The organism is Formosa agariphila KMM 3901, assembly GCF_000723205.1.
Lineage (GTDB): Bacteria > Bacteroidota > Bacteroidia > Flavobacteriales > Flavobacteriaceae > Formosa > Formosa agariphila.
The window spans coordinates 3,291,750-3,309,105 of sequence record NZ_HG315671.1; the positions used below are offsets into that span (position 1 = coordinate 3,291,750).

A 17,356-nucleotide genomic window follows, 5' to 3' on the forward strand; every position below is an offset into this window, starting at 1 on the left:
TTTTAAATCTTGACCTTATATTAGTCGTGAAATATTCTGAAATATGTTAAATACAAAAAAGCTTCTCATTTCTGAGAAGCTTTCTGTTATTATATAACTTAGATCTTAATTATAGTGCAGCGATGTGCTTTGATAAACCTGATTTAAGGTTTGCTGCTTTGTTAGCGTGAATGATATTCTTCTTTGCTAACTTGTCAATCATAGACACTACGTTAGAATATAACGCTTGTGCATCTTCTTTACTTTCAGCATCACGTAATCTCTTAATAGCATTACGAGTCGTTTTATGCTGATATTTATTTCTTAAACGTTTAGCTTCGTTACTTCTAATTCTTTTTAACGATGACTTATGATTTGCCATTTTGATCTTTTCTTATTAAATGATTGTAGCCCGTAGGGGAATCGAACCCCTCTTACCAGGATGAAAACCTGGCGTCCTAGCCGATAGACGAACGGGCCATTATTTTTTTGAGTGTGCAAATATAAAACTTAATTTCTTATTTGCAAAACATTTTTTCAAAAAACTTTCAATGTGATTTTGTTTTCATTTATCGCATTGCGGGTGCAAATATACAACCTTTTTTGAATGTTGCAACAACAATTGAAAGTTTTTTTGAAAAAAAATTAAATTTAATATGCTTTTGCAAATAACACACGGCGCTTAGATGGCTTTCCACTAAACACACACATTCCTGCTTCCTCTACATAACCTTCTGGTATACAGCGAATTGTAGCTTTTGTAATGTCTTTTATCTGATTTTCCGTCTCTGTTGTACCGTCCCAATGGGCAGAAATGAATCCTCCAGTATTTTCTAAAACATTTTTAAATTCTTCAAAAGTATCCACCTTAGTTGTGTGTTCTGCTCTAAAATCGAATGCTTTTTTATAGAGATCGTCTTGAATTATTTTCATTAAACCTTCAACAGTATCCGTAAGGGCATCTAAAGCCACGACTTCTTTTGTTAAAGTATCTCGTCTTGCAAGCTCTACTGTTCCGTTTTCTAAATCTTTTGGTCCTATAGCTATTCGTAAAGGAACACCTTGCAATTCATGCTGTGCAAATTTAGCCCCAGGTCTAAAGGTTGTACGGTTATCGTATTTAACAGAGATATTTTTACTTCTTAAATCGCTCATAATTGAATTAGCAACTTTAGAAACCTCTTCAAACTGTTCATCGGTTTTATATATAGGAACAATTACAACTTGGTTAGGCGCCAAGTTTGGCGGTAATACCAAACCATGATCATCACTATGTGTCATAATTAAAGCCCCCATAAGTCGTGTAGAGACCCCCCAAGAGGTTGCCCATACATAATCTTGCTTTCCTTCTTTAGATGTAAACTTTACATCGAATGCTTTAGCAAAGTTTTGACCTAAGAAATGAGACGTTCCTGCTTGCAAGGCTTTTCCGTCTTGCATTAAAGCCTCAATACAATAAGTTTCTACAGCACCTGCAAAACGTTCACTCTCGGTTTTCAATCCTTTAACTACAGGTATAGCCATAAAGTTTTCTGCAAAATTAGCATACACACCATTCATTAACTCAGCTTCAGCTATTGCTTCTGCTTCTGTTTCATGAGCTGTATGTCCTTCTTGCCATAAAAACTCTGCAGTACGTAAAAATAAACGCGTACGCATTTCCCATCGCACCACATTCGCCCACTGGTTTATTAACAATGGTAAATCTCTGTACGATTGAATCCAACCTTTATAAGTATTCCAGATAATAGCTTCACTTGTAGGTCGCACGACCAACTCCTCTTCTAGTTTTGCTTCTGGATCCACACGTAGTTTTCCTGGCTTATCTGGATCATTTTGTAATCTATAATGCGTTACTACAGCGCATTCTTTAGCAAAACCTTCTGCATTTTTCTCTTCGGCTTCAAATAAACTTTTAGGCACAAATAATGGAAAGTATGCGTTTTGATGGCCTGTTTCTTTAAACATGCGATCTAATTCGGCTTGCATTTTTTCCCAAATTGCATAACCATATGGCTTAATAACCATACACCCTCTAACTGCAGAATTCTCAGCTAAATCAGCCTTTACTACCAATTCGTTATACCATTTGGAATAGTCTTCGGCTCTTTTTGTAAGTTTTTTACTCATATTCTTTATTTGGCATAAATATTGCCACTATGTTAAATACATTAAATAGTTTAGCAAAACTAACTATTTTTGTTATGTTCAACAATAAATTTACTACCGATATGAGATTTAAAGACACTTTAAAATATAAAGCTTCATTTATTATAATGCTTTGCGGCATGTTTGTGCTTTCGTCTTGTGGAAGTTCACAAGATTATGCTCAGCAAAATAATGATGGGATTTATGGAACACCAAATAATAATTACAATAATGGAACTGTAGTATATCAATCTAATGACTCTGCAGACAATATTTATTATAAAAATTATTTCAGAGAAAAAAATCAAGAAATAGAAGACTATAACGCTCAGGCAGAACAAGATTCTATTTTTACAGATGTAGAAACATACCAAAGCAACAACTACACAGACACCTATACAGGGCAAAACGACTATAACGGAAATGCAGGTTGGGGACAACAAACAGAAGGCATTACAGTTACTATATATAATGCCCCATTTATGTATGGCGGATTTGGCTACCCTTATTACGGATACGGTTGGGGTTATGCTGGATGGTACAGACCTTACTACGGCGGTTGGGGCTGGGGTGGCGGATACTACCCTCCTTATTACGGCGGAGGCTGGGGCTTTGGTTGGGGTTACGGCGGAGGTGGCTGGGGATATCCTGGTTACTGGAATCACCCAAACTACCACAACGGATACAGAGGAAACAATATGGGCTACAGAAAAGGCTTAGCATATAATAGTCAAAATCGCTATTTAAATAGTAACCGTTATACTACATCTACTAGAAATAGTAATAGTAGCAGATACCAAAACCTTACTAGAAATAGTCAGTCAAGAACTAATACTTCTAATAGTACGAACAGAAGATCGTACCAGACAACTACACGTTCTACAAGAAACTACAATACTTCTAGCAGAACAAATTCATCGTATAACACAAGTAGAAGTAATAACTCTAACAGCTCTTACAATAGCAGCAATAGAGCATCGTCGTCTAGCAGAAGCTACTCTACTCCTAGCCGCTCTACTTCTGGAAGTTCGTCTAGAGGAACAGGTGTTAGTAGATCATCTAGAAGCGGAAGATAACAAACAACAAACACTATTTTTATAATGAATTTTAAAACATTAGTTTTTATACTAGCAGGCATTCTAACAGTGCCTGCTTTTTATGCTCAAGACCTAACAGATGTTGTAAGGTACTCCCAAGATAATATAGTAGGTTCGGCAAGATTTAGAGCTTTAAGCGGTGCTTTTGGAGCATTAGGAGGAGATTTATCTGCATCCAGTCTCAATCCTGCAGGATCGGCAGTTTTTAACGATGCTTTTATGTCTGTAACCTTAACAAACTTAAACATTGATAATGACACGGAGTATTTTAATAACCATGATTCTTTTTCGGATGCATATACAGAATTTACACAAATTGGTGCTGCTTTCGTATTTCATAATCCGAATATGAATAGTGCTTTTAAAAAATTCACTTTAGCCTTTACTTATGATAAAACTCAAGATTTTAAAGACGATTGGGCTGCACATGGTATAAATACAAATTCTATTGATGGTTATTTTCTATCTTATGCAGACGGACAACGTTTAGATCAAATTTCTGCTTTCCCTAACGAATCTTTTTCACAAGCATATTCAGAAATTGGTAGAACTTACGGTTCAGGAAATCAACAAGCATTTTTAGGTTACGAATCTTATATTATACAACCTAATTCTTTTGATGACGATAATACAGAATACACTTCTAACATTGCTCCAGGCACATTCAATCAAAATTACATATATTCGGCTACTGGATACAATGGTAAGATTGCTGTAAATCTGGCAACTCAGGTTAAAGACCGTTTATACTTAGGTCTTAACCTAAACACACACTTTATTAATTACGATCGCATCACTTATTTACAAGAATCTAATTCTAATAATGGGTCGTTAGTTAATAATGTCGATTTTGAAAACAGACTATCTACTATAGGTGGCGGTTTTTCATTTCAATTAGGAACAATATATAAAGCTACAGATAATCTTAGAGTTGGTTTAACATACAACTCACCTACTTGGTATAATATTCAGGAAGAAACTTCGCAATACATTTCGACTATTAGAAATGAAAATGGTAGCAACATCAATCAGATTGTAAATCCTAAAATTGTAAATATTCATCCAGAATATGAGTTAAAAACTCCAGGAAAACTATCCGGAAGTTTAGCATATATATTCGGAACTCATGGCTTAATAAGTTTCGATTACGCTTATAAAGATTATAGTAATTCGAAATTTAAACCAGAACATGACTTGCATTTTAATGAACAAAATCAACTTATTAGTAATGAGCTAAAAGGTGCTTCGTCTTATGCCGTTGGTGGAGAATACAGACTAAAACAACTTAGTTTTAGAGGTGGATATCGTTTTGAAGAAAGCCCATATAAAAATGAAGAAACTATAGGCGACTTAACCGGTTACTCGGTAGGGCTAGGTTATAGTTTAGGCGCAACTAAACTTGATGTAACTTTCGACCAATCGCAACGTGATTCTGAATATCAACTTTACAATGTTGGTTTAACAGATTCTGCATCGTTAGATTCTAAAATTTCAAGCTTTACGTTTTCTGTAAGTTTCGCTTTATAAACTCGACTTAAAAAATCAAAACAGGTCTGTTTTCAACTTGAATTCAGGCCTGTTTCTTTTTGGTTTGTAAACAACTATTAATAGTTTCCTAATTCAAACTTAAAGAAAACGGAATTACTTATATTTGCTGATTAAAATAATATTATTTTTTTATAAAAATGAAATTTGATAATAATTTAGAAGAGTTTGATGCTTATGGCGACGACCATATTGGGAGCGCTACAGATACGCCAATGCGAGCGGATGCTTTCAAACTTTCAAACGAAGAGAAAGTAGAATTAATTAAAGACGATGTACGCCACATTATGGAAACATTGGGTTTAGATTTAACCGACGATAGTTTAAAAGGGACACCTAACCGTGTTGCTAAAATGTTTGTAAAAGAAATTTTTAGCGGATTAGATCCTAGCAAAAAACCAAACGCGTCTACTTTCGAAAATAAATACAAATACGGAGAAATGTTAGTTGAAAAAAACATTACCGTATACTCTACTTGCGAGCACCACTTATTACCTATAGTAGGTCGTGCTCATGTTGCATATATTTCTAAAGGGAATGTTGTTGGTCTTTCTAAAATGAATCGTATTGTAGATTATTACGCAAAACGTCCTCAAGTTCAAGAGCGATTAACCATTCAAATTGTAAAAGAATTACAAAGTGTTTTAGGTACAGAAGATGTAGCGTGTATTATAGATGCAAAACATTTATGTGTAAATTCTCGAGGAATTAGAGATATTGAAAGCAGTACTGTAACTGCCGAATTTGGAGGAAAATTCAAAGACAACGAAACTCGTAGAGAGCTTTTAGATTATATTAAATTAGAGACGCAATTTTAAATCATCCCGTTTATGCCTCAGCTATACAAGCAACAAAGCATTAAAATTTATAATTCACTTTCAGGGCAAAAAGAAGCTTTTACACCAATAACCGAAGGGAATGTTGGTATGTATGTTTGTGGCCCTACCGTTTATAGTAATGTACATTTAGGAAACGTAAGAACATTTATGTCTTTCGATACTATTTTTCGCTACTTAAAACACTTAGGATACAAAGTTCGCTACGTCCGTAATATTACAGATGCTGGACACTTAGAGAATGATGCCGACGAAGGTGAAGACCGTATTGCTAAAAAAGCACGTTTAGAACAAATTGAACCCATGGAAGTTGTACAGCGTTATACTGTAGATTTTCATAACATTTTGCATAAATTCAACTTTTTACCGCCAAGTATAGAGCCTACGGCTACTGGACATATTATTGAACAAATCGAATTAATAAAAACGATTATCGATAATGGATTTGGATACGAAATAAACGGCTCTGTATATTTTGATGTTTTAAAATTTAATGAAACCAACAATTACGGTAAATTAAGCAAACGGAATGTTGAAGATTTAATTCACAACACTCGTGCATTAGATGGTCAGACCGACAAGAAAAATCCTCAAGATTTTGCACTTTGGAAAAAAGCAGAACCTCAGCATATTATGCGTTGGCCTTCGCCTTGGAGCGATGGTTTTCCTGGATGGCATTTAGAATGTACAGCCATGAGCACAAAGTATCTAGGTGAACATTTTGATATTCATGGAGGTGGAATGGATTTAAAATTCCCGCACCACGAATGCGAAATTGCTCAAGCAGAAGCTTGCAATCATCAAACACCAGTTAACTATTGGATGCATGCCAACATGTTAATCATGAATGGTAAAAAGATGGCAAAATCTACTGGAAATTACATTCTGCCTGAAGAAATTTTCACTGGAGAAAACAAAAACATCTCGCAACCGTTTAGCGCAAGTGTAGCTCGTTTTTTCATGTTACAAGCCCATTACCGTAGTATTCTAGATTTTACGAATAACGGATTGTTAGCAAGTGAAAAGGGATTTAATAGATTAATGGATGCCATTTCAGATTTAGACACGCTTAAAACAAGCGGAACCTCATCTATAAATATAGCCGATTGGAAACAGAAATGCTACGACGCTATGAACGATGATTTTAATTCACCAATTCTTATAGCTAATTTGTTTGAAGCTGTAAAATTCATCAATCAATTAAAAGATGGAAAAGCAACACTAACTGAAGCCGATTTACAAGAATTAAAAGATACCATGAGCACCTTTACATTCGATATTTTAGGGTTGGTTCACGGATCTCAAACAGAACCAGGAGAAGACAAATTAACTGGAGCTGTAGATTTACTTATAAAATTACGTCAAGAAGCGCGAGCAAATAAAGATTTCGCTTTATCTGATAAAATTCGAGATGAACTTGCTGCCGTTGGCATACAACTTAACGACGGAAAGGATGGTACAACATTCTCGACCAATTAAAAACATAACACGGACAAGCTTTTTAACTTGTCCGTTTTTTTATATTTCAATGAAACGTTTGTTAATTGCTCCATTTTTATTCTTAATTAAGATATACCAAACCCTTATATCTCCTTTAACACCTGCGTCTTGTCGTTACCACCCAACATGCTCACAATACACCAAAGAGGCACTCACCAAACACGGTTTATTTAAAGGCGGTTGGTTAAGTATAAAGCGCATTTTTAGTTGCCATCCATGGGGCGGATCAGGTTACGATCCCGTACCCTAAAATTTAAATAGTTGTTAACGCACTATATTTTTTTAATACCTGAGCAAATGTCTATATTTACTCATTGAAAACGAAACACTATGCATTTTTTAAAATTCAACTGGAATCCTACATCAGGAATTGAAATCATTGGAAACTTCCAACTTCATTTTTATAGCCTTATGTGGGTTACTGCTTTTCTTTTAGGGTTTCAGGTAATGAAACGTATTTACGTAAAAGAAAAAGTTTCTCTCGAATACTTAGATCCATTATTTATATACACCGTTTTAGCCACTATGTTTGGTGCGCGTTTAGGTCATGTTATTTTTTATCAGCCTGAATTATTTAAAGACGATTTTCTAAGCATATTCTTGCCTATACGAACAAATCCAACTTTCGAATTCACAGGATTCCAAGGTTTAGCAAGTCATGGTGCAGCTATTGGTATAATTATCGGTATGTATTTATATCGAAAAAAGTACAACTATAAATCTATAATGTGGATTTTAGACCGCATTGTAATCCCGGTTTCATTGGGTGCTATATTTATTAGAATTGGAAACTTTATCAATTCGGAAATTATAGGAAAAGTAACAAATTCTAACCTAGGTGTTCGTTTTATTCAAGACGAATACAGTAAGCGCGAAGCGGTACAACTTACAGGGATTAAAGACCCTAAAGGTGCTTATAATGCCATTGCACATAATCCGGAATTTAAAAATTTACTAGATGCTGTACCTTACAGACACGCTGCCCAGTTATACGAAGCAGGTTGTTATGTATTTGTATTCTTAATCTTATGGGTAATATATACTAAAACAAATAAAAAAGACAACCCTGGTTTCTTATTCGGATTATTTTTAGTGTTACTATGGACGGTTAGATTCTTTGTGGAATTTGTAAAAGAAGCACAAGTTGATGAACGTGCAACGTGGGCATTAAACACTGGACAATGGTTAAGTATACCTTTTATATTAGTAGGATTCTATTTTATGTTTGTATATAAAGGCAACTCTAAAACCGTATAATCTGTAAATATGAAGCTAAATAAATTCATTGTTCCTGCGCTTTTAATGGGATTAGCAACCTTACATTTTTCTTGCAAAGACGAAAAAAAAGTAAACATTGCCCCAACAGAAATATCTTTTAAGAAAGAAGGAGAATTAACACTTTACAAGGCTAAAACAGACTCGGTAATAAAACGTTTAAACATTGAAATTGCAGATACTGAATACGACAGAGAAACAGGCTTAATGTATAGGTCTTCTATGAAAACTAACAACGCCATGTTGTTTGTCTTTCCAAACGAAGAGCAGCGTTCATTTTACATGAAAAATACTCAAATAGCCTTAGATATTATTTATATAGGAGAAAATCAAAACATTGTAAGTATTGCAAAATATGCCAAACCTATGGACGATGCCTCAATTTTATCTTACAAACCCGCCATGTACGTTTTAGAAGTCAATGCTGGGTTAGCTGATGCATGGCAGCTTAAAGCAGGTGATTCCATCGCATTTACTAAGTAAAGTCAATATTAACCTTATAAATAAAACACATAAAAAAAGCAGGATTAAATTTTAAAAGATTTAATCCTGCTTTTTTCCTTTCAGAACTTATTTAGCGATTCTTTATTCTAAATCAAGACCACCGTGTTTCCATTCTGAAATACCACCTTGCAAGTCAAAAACCTTAACAAAACCAGCGGCTTTAAGTTTTTCAGCACATTTAGCACTTCGTCTTCCGCTATGACAATATAATGCCACAGGCTTACTTTTATCTAATTTTAAAATATCTTCTTCAAAAGTATCCGAGTTATAATCAATATGTTGTGAATTGGCTATATAACCACGAGTAAGACGTTCTTCTTGAGACCTTAAATCTACCAATTGCACGTCGTCTGCACTTATTAAAGTCTGCATTTCTTCAGGAGTAACAGCTTCAATAACCCCATGATCTCGATTGTTACAAGCTGTAAACAATACAACTATAAAACAATAAATTAAACTTAATTTCTTCATTTAATTATTTTACCTTTCTTCAACCTCACCGGCCCATTCGTTAAAACCACCTAGTAAATTATATGAGTTTTCGATTCCTAATTGATCCATGATTTCGCAAGCTTTACCACTTCGCGCTCCTGATCGGCAATACACATAATAGTTTTTAGTTTTATCTAATTCGTCTAATTGATTTACAAATTCTTGTCCTAAATAAAAATCGATATGTTTAGCATTTGCAATAAATCCTTGATCGACTTCATCGTCTGTACGTACATCTAATATAACAGCATTGCTATCGTTAGCTAATTGCTCTACCCATTCTTCTTGTGTTAAATCTGCCATAGTTGTTTTAATAATTTGATTACAAATTTAGGATTTCTATAATACATAAACGAAAAAAAATCCGAAGTCTTACAATTTTCAATTCTTTTATTTTTTAAACCAAACCCAGAATCTCAAATTCGTACTCTATAATCTCTAAGGACGTTATATAATACCGTGTTCCAAAATATTACGATTAAAAACACTCATTAACTGATACATTTTAACAAAATATTTACTAAAATAGAATATGTACTTCAATATTTTCTAATACATTTGTATATACAATTATTGTACATGAAAGAGTTAGAAGATATATTACAGACAAACACTCCAATTCCGTTAAACAGAAAGACCGTTTTAAATATTGCTTATTCTGCAATATGGATAAAAGACCAAACTAATCCTGTATTAAAATCTTTCGACATTTCTAATGAACAATTTAATGTATTACGCATATTAAGAGGTAAAAAAGGAAGTCCTGCAAATCTTCAAGATATTCAAGACCGAATGATTAACAAGATGAGTAATACCACTCGGTTAGTAGACAAACTTATATTAAAAGGATATGTAGAACGAAATATTTGCGAAAAGAATAGAAGAAAAGTAGAAATATTTATTACAAAAGAAGGCCTTAAACTTTTAAAAGCTATAGATCCTAATATAGATAAAGCTGAAAATGAAATTTCGGCTAATCTTTCTAAAGACGAATTAGAAACTTTAAACTTTTTATTGACAAAATTAAGATCTTAATTTTTTTATAAATTTTTAATTGTATATACAATTAAAGTACACACAAGTGAAATCTGAAAACCGAATGTTTTCAATTATATAAATAGTAATCAAAATCAAATAAATCAAAAATGAAAAACACAGTAAAAATCACAATGCTATTAGTTTTAGCTATTACAGTTGCATCGTTCTCAACTTTAAAAACTAAGAACGTTAACATAAAAGAAAGTCAGATTACTTGGACTGGACATAAAGTTACAGGACAACATGATGGTACCCTTACACTTAAAGATGGAGCTCTAGAATTTAACAACAAGCAATTAATTGGAGGTGAATTTACAATGGATATGACATCTATTAACACCACCGACCTTGAAGGTAAGTCTAAAGCAAAACTAGATGGTCACTTAAAAAGCGATGATTTCTTTGGAACAGAAAAATATCCAACAGCTACATTAAAATTTACCGAAGTTAAAGGCCAAGGTACAGATTATACCGTAACAGGAGACTTAACCGTAAAGGGCATTACAAAGCCAATAACATTTAACATGACTGTTGCAGAAGGTTCAGCAAAAGCAGCTTTTAAAATAGATAGAACAAAATACGGTATTAAATACGGGTCGGCTAGCTTCTTCGACGACTTACAAGACAAAGCCATTTATAACGAATTCGATTTAAACGTTGCTTTAAAATTTTAAGTACCTAATTCAAATTGCTAATAGCAGCGAGTGATGGAGAAACATCCTGTAGTGTTTGTATTAATTTACTGACCTACAGGATTTCTCTTTTGTAATTTTCTCAAAAAAAATTTGATAACTAAAATTACATTCCTATATTTGAATCAGATAATTAGAAAATGAATTCAAATTTAAACTTTACTTGGTGGTGGAACGCTCGAAACTCAATCTTCGTGAACTAAACCTATTGTATATTTTAAACTCAAAATAACAAGGCTTGTCATTCACGACAAGCCTTTTTTTATTACAAAAAAATGAAACAATTTAAACTCACAACACATTACAAAAAAATATTAGCCGATACTATTACACCGGTAAGTATTTATTTAAAAATTAGAGATCGTTTCCCTAATAGCCTTTTACTTGAAAGTAGCGATTACCATGCTAACGATAACAGTTTCTCGTACATCTGCTGTAATCCGATTGCCTCAATAAAAGTCCAAAACGAAAAGATTACTCAAGAGTTTCCTAATGGTGAAATCATTTCTCAACCTATTACAGAACGCGGTAGGGTTACAGAAGAAATTCACAACTTTACCAAACGTTTTAAAACAGACGAGAATGAAGAGTTTAAATTTATAAATAATGGTATTTTTGGATATATAGGGTATGATGCCGTTCGCTATTTTGAAGATATCGATATTACTAAAAAAGATAAGGTTTTAGGTATTCCAGATATATATTATGCCGTGTACCAAAACATAATTGCGATTAATCATTTTAATAACGAAGCTTATATTTTTGCACATTGTTACGATGGCGAGAATAATATCGATGATTTAAATCAGCTTATAAAGTCAAATCAATTCGCCACCTACCAATTTACTCCAGAAGACGATATTGCTTCCAACTTAACAGACGAAGAATATAAAAAGAATGTGGTTTTAGCCAAACAACATTGTGCTAGAGGCGATGTTTTTCAATTGGTATTATCTAAAAAATTCTCTCAAGAGTTTAAAGGAGACGACTTTAATGTCTATCGCGCCTTAAGAAGTATTAACCCATCTCCTTACCTATTCTATTTTGATTACGGAACCTTTAAAATCTTCGGAAGTTCTCCAGAAGCACAATTGGTTGTACAAGATGGTAATGCCGAAATTCACCCTATTGCAGGAACATTTAAGCGTACAGGTAATGATGAACAAGATGCCGAACTTGCTAAAAAATTAGCAAAAGATGATAAAGAAAATGCCGAACATGTCATGCTTGTCGATTTGGCACGAAACGATTTAAGTCGTCACGGAAGCCAAGTTACTGTAGATACGTATCGCGAAGTGCAATTCTTTTCGCACGTCATTCACTTAGTAAGTAAAGTTATTGGTAAAAAACATGCCGACACAATTACCATGCAAGTAGTTGCAGACACATTTCCTGCAGGAACATTAAGTGGTGCACCTAAGCATAAAGCGATGCAACTGATTGAAAAATACGAAAAAACAAGTCGTGAATTTTACGGAGGAGCAATCGGGTTTATGGATTTTAACGGAAACTTTAATCATGCAATTATGATTAGAACGTTTTTAAGTAAAGACCATAAACTACATTGGCAAGCGGGAGCAGGAATCGTTTCTAAATCGAAACCAGAAGACGAATTACAAGAAGTTTACAATAAACTAGGTGCTTTAACCAAGGCTATAGATTTAGCTAAAAATATTTAATAGTGTACAAAATGAAACATATATTAGTTATAGATAATTACGACAGTTTTACTTACAATTTGGTACATTATTTAGAAGATTTAGGATGCCAAGTTACTGTAAAACGAAATGATAAAATTGATTTAGACGAGGTTGCAAATTTCGATAAAATTGTATTATCTCCCGGCCCAGGAATTCCTGATGAAGCCGGATTATTAAAAGACATTATTAGAACCTACGCACCAACTAAAAGTATTTTAGGCGTGTGTTTAGGTCAGCAAGCAATGGCCGAAGTTTTTGGCGGAAGCATTGAAAACCTAGATAATGTGTATCACGGTGTAGCTACAAATGTTACGTTATGTGTAGACGACGAAAAACTATTTGATGGTTTCGACAAGACCTTCCCTGTAGGGCGCTATCATTCCTGGGTCGTATCTAATAAATTACCAGATGTACTAGAAGCGACGTCGTTCGATGAAAACGGACAAATTATGTCGCTACGTCACAGAACTTACGATGTTCGTGGGGTTCAATATCACCCAGAGTCGGTGTTGACACCTAACGGAAAACAAATGCTTAAAAACTGGATAAATAGCTAATTATGAAACAGATACTTAACAGACTTATAAACGATGAGCACATCTCGAAAGAAGAAGCAAAACGTGTGCTAGTCAACATCTCGCATGGTGAATATAACCAAAGTCAGATTGCCTCATTTTTAACGGTGTATATGATGCGTAGCATTACTACAGACGAGTTAGAAGGTTTTAGAGATGCGCTTTTAGAGTTATGCTTGGCGGTAGATTTATCCGGTTATAACACTATAGATTTATGCGGTACTGGAGGTGACGGGAAAAACACATTTAACGTGTCTACATTAGCTTCTTTTGTTACAGCAGGAGCAGGCGTACATGTTACTAAACACGGAAATTACGGAGTCTCTTCCATTTCTGGTTCTAGTAACGTTATGGAACATTTAGGAATTAAATTCACTAACGATGCTGGCTTCTTAGAAAACAGTTTAGAAAAAGCGGGGATTTGTGTGTTGCACGCGCCTCTATTTCATCCAGCTATGAAAAATGTTGCTCCAATTCGTAGAGAATTAGGCGTAAAAACGTTCTTTAATATGTTAGGGCCAATGGTAAACCCTGCGTTTCCAAAAAACCAATTGGTTGGTGTCTTTAATTTAGAATTAGCCAGACTATACGGTTATTTATATCAGAAAACAGACAAGAATTTTACCATTCTACACGCTTTAGATGGATACGATGAAATTTCGTTAACCAGTGAAACAAAAGTCATTTCCAATCATTCTGAAACCATGTTATCTCCTGAAGATTTCGGAGTACAAAAAATAAAACAATCAGATATTTTTGGTGGTGATACCATTAAAGATGCAGCAGATATTTTTATGAATATTCTCCAAGGAAACGGAACAGAAGCTCAAAACAATACGGTTTGCGCAAATGCCGCTATGGCCATAAAAACGGTAAAAGACACATCGATAACCGATAGTTTTGCCGCTGCTAAGGAATCTTTACAATCTGGAGAAGCCTTAAAACGATTCAAAACATTAGTCCATTTAAGTGCATAATACTATGAATATTTTAGATAAAATTGTCGCCGATAAACGCAAAGAAGTTGCTTTAAGAAAATCGCTTATTCCTGTAAAGCAATTAGAGCAATCTATATTATTTACACGAACTACAAATTCTTTAGCAACGGCCTTGAAGACTAGCACAAGTGGAATTATTGCAGAACATAAACGTCGTTCTCCTTCAAAATCGGTCATCAACCACAATTTAAATGTGTTTGATGTTGCAAAAGGTTACGAAGATGCTGGAGTTTGCGGGATGTCTGTTTTAACCGATGGTAAATATTTTGGAGGAAGTTTAGACGATTTACTTACCGCGCGTGCCAGTTGCAATTTGCCATTACTTCGCAAAGAATTCATCATAGACACCTATCAAATTATTGAAGCTAAAGCTTACGGTGCAGATGTAATTTTACTTATTGCTGCTATTTTAACGCGTGAGGAAATTAAAACGTTTTCAGAATTAGCGAAAAGCTTAAATCTAGATGTGCTTTTAGAAGTGCATAACGAAGAGGAACTTCATAAATCGATAATGCCAAGTATAGACATGCTTGGTGTAAACAATAGAAATTTAAAAACGTTTGAAGTCTCATTAGAGATTAGTAAAGCGTTAAGCACATTAATTCCTAACGATTTTGTAAAAGTGTCTGAAAGCGGTATTAGCAATATCGAAGCCATTAAAATACTACAACCATATGGTTATAAAGGGTTCTTAATTGGTGAAAATTTTATGAAGACCGATAATGCAGGAGCAAGCGCAACTGCATTTATAAACGCCTTAAACCAATAGTAATGAAACTAAAAGTTTGTGGCATGAAATTCCCCGATAACATAAATGCAATAGCTAGTCTACAGCCAGATTATCTCGGGTTTATTTTTTACGATAAGTCGGCACGGTTTATTAGTACAGAGATTCCAAACGTTCCAAAAGCGATTAAGAAAGTTGGAGTTTTTGTTAATGCTTCGGCAGACACCGTAGTCACAACTGTTCTAAAAAACAATTTACAAGCTGTTCAACTTCATGGAGAGGAAGCGGTGGACTACTGCAAAACGATAAAGGAACAGCTCCCAAATATTGAAATCATTAAAGTATTTTCCATCAAGGATGAATTTAATTTTGATGTTTTAGAACCATTTGAAACCGTATGCGATTATTTCCTTTTCGATACAAAAGGTAAACTTCCTGGCGGGAATGGATATACTTTCAATTGGAATATTCTAAAGAAGTATCCTTCAACAAAACCATATTTTTTAAGTGGAGGCATTGGAGATTCTGAAATAGAACCTATTTTAGAATTTTCAACAAGTAAAGCATCAAAATATTGTTATGCCATTGATGTAAATAGTAAATTTGAAATCGAGCCAGGTCTCAAAGATTTTGAACGTTTAGAACAATTTAAAAAGCAATTATTTAGCAACCTAGCTGCAAAACAACATACCATGAGTTACAATATAAATGAGAAAGGATATTATGGCGAATTTGGAGGTGCTTACATCCCGGAAATGCTATATCCTAACGTTGAAGAGTTACGCCAAAACTATTTAAAAATTATGGCTGAACCTTCATTTAAAGAAGAGTTCGACCAGTTACTAAAAGATTATGTTGGGCGACCATCTCCGCTATATTTCGCAAAACGATTAAGCGAAAAATACAATACTAAAATCTATCTTAAACGTGAAGATTTAAACCATACAGGTGCACATAAAATTAATAATACTATCGGTCAGATTTTAATGGCCAATCGCTTAGGTAAGAAACGTATTATTGCCGAAACGGGTGCTGGACAACATGGTGTGGCAACGGCAACGGTTTGTGCGCTTATGGGCTTAGAATGTATTGTGTATATGGGGGAAATAGATATCGCTAGACAAGCTCCAAACGTAGCACGTATGAAAATGTTAGGTGCATCTGTTATTCCGGCATTATCTGGTAGTCGTACGTTAAAAGATGCAACTAATGAAGCGATTCGTGATTGGATTAACAATCCGGTAGATACGCATTATATTATTGGAAGTGTTGTTGGACCTCATCCCTATCCGGATATGGTAGCACGTTTTCAATCTGTAGTGTCTCAAGAAATGGAATGGCAATTACAAGAAAAAGAAGGCCGTACTAAACCAGACCATGTTATTGCTTGTGTTGGTGGTGGTAGTAATGCTGCAGGTGCTTTTTACCAGTATTTAGATGAAACCGATGTCAATCTAATTGCTGTAGAAGCGGCTGGTTTAGGCGTAGATTCTGGCGAAAGTGCAGCAACCTCAGCTTTAGGAAGAGAAGGTATTATTCACGGAAGTAAAACCTTACTCATGCAAACCGACGACGGACAAATAACTGAACCGTATTCTATTTCTGCTGGTTTAGATTACCCTGGTGTTGGCCCAATGCATGCTAACTTATTTGCTACTGGTCGTGCAGAATTTATCTCCATAACAGATGATGAAGCTATGAACGCTGGAATGGAACTTTGTCAGTTAGAAGGTATTATTCCTGCGATTGAAAGTTCTCATGCTTTGGCCGTATTTAAAAACAGAAAATTCGAGCCAGAAGAGGTCGTTGTATTAAGTTTATCTGGTCGTGGTGATAAGGATTTACAGAACTATATTGATTATTTTAAAATCTAGATTTTTTCATTTCCGCGTAGGCGGAAATCTCATCACCTTTTTATGCATGTTTATTACGTTTACATATTAACCAATAAAAACCATACCGTCCTATATATAGGTCGTACAAAACAATTAAAAGTAAGATTAATTCAACATAAAAACAACAGTATAAAAACCTTTACAGGAAGATATAATGTATATAAATTAGTCTATTTTGAAACTACGAAATATATAAATAACGCCATAAAAAGAGAACGCCAATTAAAAAAGTGGAACCGGGAATGGAAAATAAATTTAATTAATGGATTGAATCCAGATTGGAAAGATCTTTCAGAATATATCTAAATAAAACATTAAAAGATTCCCTCCTTCGAGGGAATATAAACTATTCATT

General features: G+C 34.3%; 19 protein-coding genes, 1 tRNA gene and 1 pseudogene. 16 read left to right on the forward strand and 5 right to left on the reverse strand.

The features are described from left to right. Positions 1–109 precede the first annotated feature (109 nt). The 3 genes from rpsT to proS form a co-directional block, all read right to left on the reverse strand. On the reverse strand, positions 110–361 hold the full coding sequence (gene rpsT / locus BN863_RS13760; RefSeq protein WP_038531682.1) for a 30S ribosomal protein S20: 252 nt from the start codon (positions 359–361) through the stop codon (positions 110–112). Positions 362–387: 26 nt separating this feature from the next. Further along, positions 388–459: transfer RNA gene (locus BN863_RS13765), tRNA-Glu, on the reverse strand. Between the two features lie 171 nt (positions 460–630). Next, positions 631–2,109 carry a proline--tRNA ligase gene (proS, locus tag BN863_RS13770; protein ID WP_038531683.1) on the reverse strand — a complete coding sequence of 493 codons (1,479 nt, stop codon included), beginning with the start codon at positions 2,107–2,109 and terminating at the stop codon, positions 631–633. A gap of 29 nt (positions 2,110–2,138) precedes the next feature. On the opposite strand from proS, the gene BN863_RS13775 reads away from it, so the two are divergent. The 7 genes from BN863_RS13775 (at position 2,139) to BN863_RS13800 (ending at position 8,863) form a co-directional block, all read left to right on the forward strand. Then, positions 2,139–3,203, forward strand: a complete 1,065-nt coding sequence (locus tag BN863_RS13775; RefSeq protein ID WP_038531685.1) for a hypothetical protein — start codon at positions 2,139–2,141, stop codon at positions 3,201–3,203. A gap of 24 nt (positions 3,204–3,227) precedes the next feature. Beyond that, entirely contained in the window at positions 3,228–4,751 is a 1,524-nt protein-coding gene (locus BN863_RS13780; protein WP_038531687.1) for an OmpP1/FadL family transporter, read from the forward strand. 158 nt (positions 4,752–4,909) lie between these two features. After that, positions 4,910–5,587 carry a GTP cyclohydrolase I FolE gene (folE, locus tag BN863_RS13785; RefSeq protein ID WP_038531689.1) on the forward strand — a complete coding sequence of 226 codons (678 nt, stop codon included), beginning with the start codon at positions 4,910–4,912 and terminating at the stop codon, positions 5,585–5,587. Between the two features lie 12 nt (positions 5,588–5,599). Continuing rightward, the gene (cysS, locus tag BN863_RS13790) at positions 5,600–7,084 is read left to right on the forward strand and encodes a cysteine--tRNA ligase (RefSeq protein WP_038531691.1); all 1,485 of its coding nucleotides are present in this window, start codon (positions 5,600–5,602) and stop codon (positions 7,082–7,084) included. Between the two features lie 49 nt (positions 7,085–7,133). Next, a complete protein-coding gene (yidD, locus tag BN863_RS18325; RefSeq protein WP_084817545.1) occupies positions 7,134–7,355 on the forward strand; it encodes a membrane protein insertion efficiency factor YidD in 222 nt (73 codons plus the stop codon). Positions 7,356–7,435: 80 nt separating this feature from the next. Further along, entirely contained in the window at positions 7,436–8,362 is a 927-nt protein-coding gene (gene lgt, locus BN863_RS13795) for a prolipoprotein diacylglyceryl transferase (protein ID WP_038531692.1), read from the forward strand. Positions 8,363–8,371: 9 nt separating this feature from the next. Beyond that, on the forward strand, positions 8,372–8,863 hold the full coding sequence (locus BN863_RS13800) for a DUF192 domain-containing protein (RefSeq protein WP_038531694.1): 492 nt from the start codon (positions 8,372–8,374) through the stop codon (positions 8,861–8,863). A 102-nt stretch (positions 8,864–8,965) separates the two neighbouring features. Here BN863_RS13800 and BN863_RS13805 read toward each other — a convergent pair whose 3' ends face one another. Together BN863_RS13805 and BN863_RS13810 are read right to left on the reverse strand one after the other, a co-directional pair. Next, positions 8,966–9,355 carry a rhodanese-like domain-containing protein gene (locus BN863_RS13805; RefSeq protein WP_038531696.1) on the reverse strand — a complete coding sequence of 130 codons (390 nt, stop codon included), beginning with the start codon at positions 9,353–9,355 and terminating at the stop codon, positions 8,966–8,968. A gap of 9 nt (positions 9,356–9,364) precedes the next feature. Then, entirely contained in the window at positions 9,365–9,679 is a 315-nt protein-coding gene (locus BN863_RS13810) for a rhodanese-like domain-containing protein (protein ID WP_038531698.1), read from the reverse strand. Between the two features lie 276 nt (positions 9,680–9,955). Between BN863_RS13810 and BN863_RS13815 the strand changes: the two genes are divergently transcribed. The 9 genes and pseudogenes from BN863_RS13815 to BN863_RS13850 all read left to right on the forward strand — a co-directional run bounded on the left by BN863_RS13815 (position 9,956) and on the right by BN863_RS13850 (position 17,307). Then, entirely contained in the window at positions 9,956–10,411 is a 456-nt protein-coding gene (locus BN863_RS13815) for a MarR family winged helix-turn-helix transcriptional regulator (protein WP_038531700.1), read from the forward strand. 110 nt (positions 10,412–10,521) lie between these two features. Then, complete coding sequence (locus tag BN863_RS13820; protein ID WP_038531702.1) at positions 10,522–11,088, forward strand: YceI family protein; 567 nt, start codon at positions 10,522–10,524, stop codon at positions 11,086–11,088. A 293-nt stretch (positions 11,089–11,381) separates the two neighbouring features. Next, positions 11,382–12,785, forward strand: a complete 1,404-nt coding sequence (locus tag BN863_RS13825; protein WP_038531703.1) for an anthranilate synthase component I family protein — start codon at positions 11,382–11,384, stop codon at positions 12,783–12,785. A gap of 11 nt (positions 12,786–12,796) precedes the next feature. After that, the gene (locus tag BN863_RS13830) at positions 12,797–13,363 is read left to right on the forward strand and encodes an anthranilate synthase component II (RefSeq protein ID WP_038531705.1); all 567 of its coding nucleotides are present in this window, start codon (positions 12,797–12,799) and stop codon (positions 13,361–13,363) included. Positions 13,364–13,365: 2 nt separating this feature from the next. Beyond that, positions 13,366–14,358 (forward strand): anthranilate phosphoribosyltransferase, encoded by a 993-nt coding sequence (gene trpD / locus BN863_RS13835; RefSeq protein WP_038531707.1) that lies wholly within the window; start codon positions 13,366–13,368, stop codon positions 14,356–14,358. Between the two features lie 4 nt (positions 14,359–14,362). Further along, the gene (gene trpC / locus BN863_RS13840; RefSeq protein WP_038531709.1) at positions 14,363–15,148 is read left to right on the forward strand and encodes an indole-3-glycerol phosphate synthase TrpC; all 786 of its coding nucleotides are present in this window, start codon (positions 14,363–14,365) and stop codon (positions 15,146–15,148) included. Positions 15,149–15,171: 23 nt separating this feature from the next. Then, positions 15,172–15,747: pseudogene (locus BN863_RS18985) on the forward strand (phosphoribosylanthranilate isomerase); the annotation flags it as partial. Positions 15,748–15,798: 51 nt separating this feature from the next. Beyond that, complete coding sequence (gene trpB / locus BN863_RS18990; RefSeq protein ID WP_038533670.1) at positions 15,799–16,980, forward strand: tryptophan synthase subunit beta; 1,182 nt, start codon at positions 15,799–15,801, stop codon at positions 16,978–16,980. Between the two features lie 42 nt (positions 16,981–17,022). Then, positions 17,023–17,307, forward strand: coding sequence for a GIY-YIG nuclease family protein (locus tag BN863_RS13850; protein ID WP_038531711.1), 285 nt, complete (start codon positions 17,023–17,025; stop codon positions 17,305–17,307). Positions 17,308–17,356 lie beyond the last annotated feature (49 nt).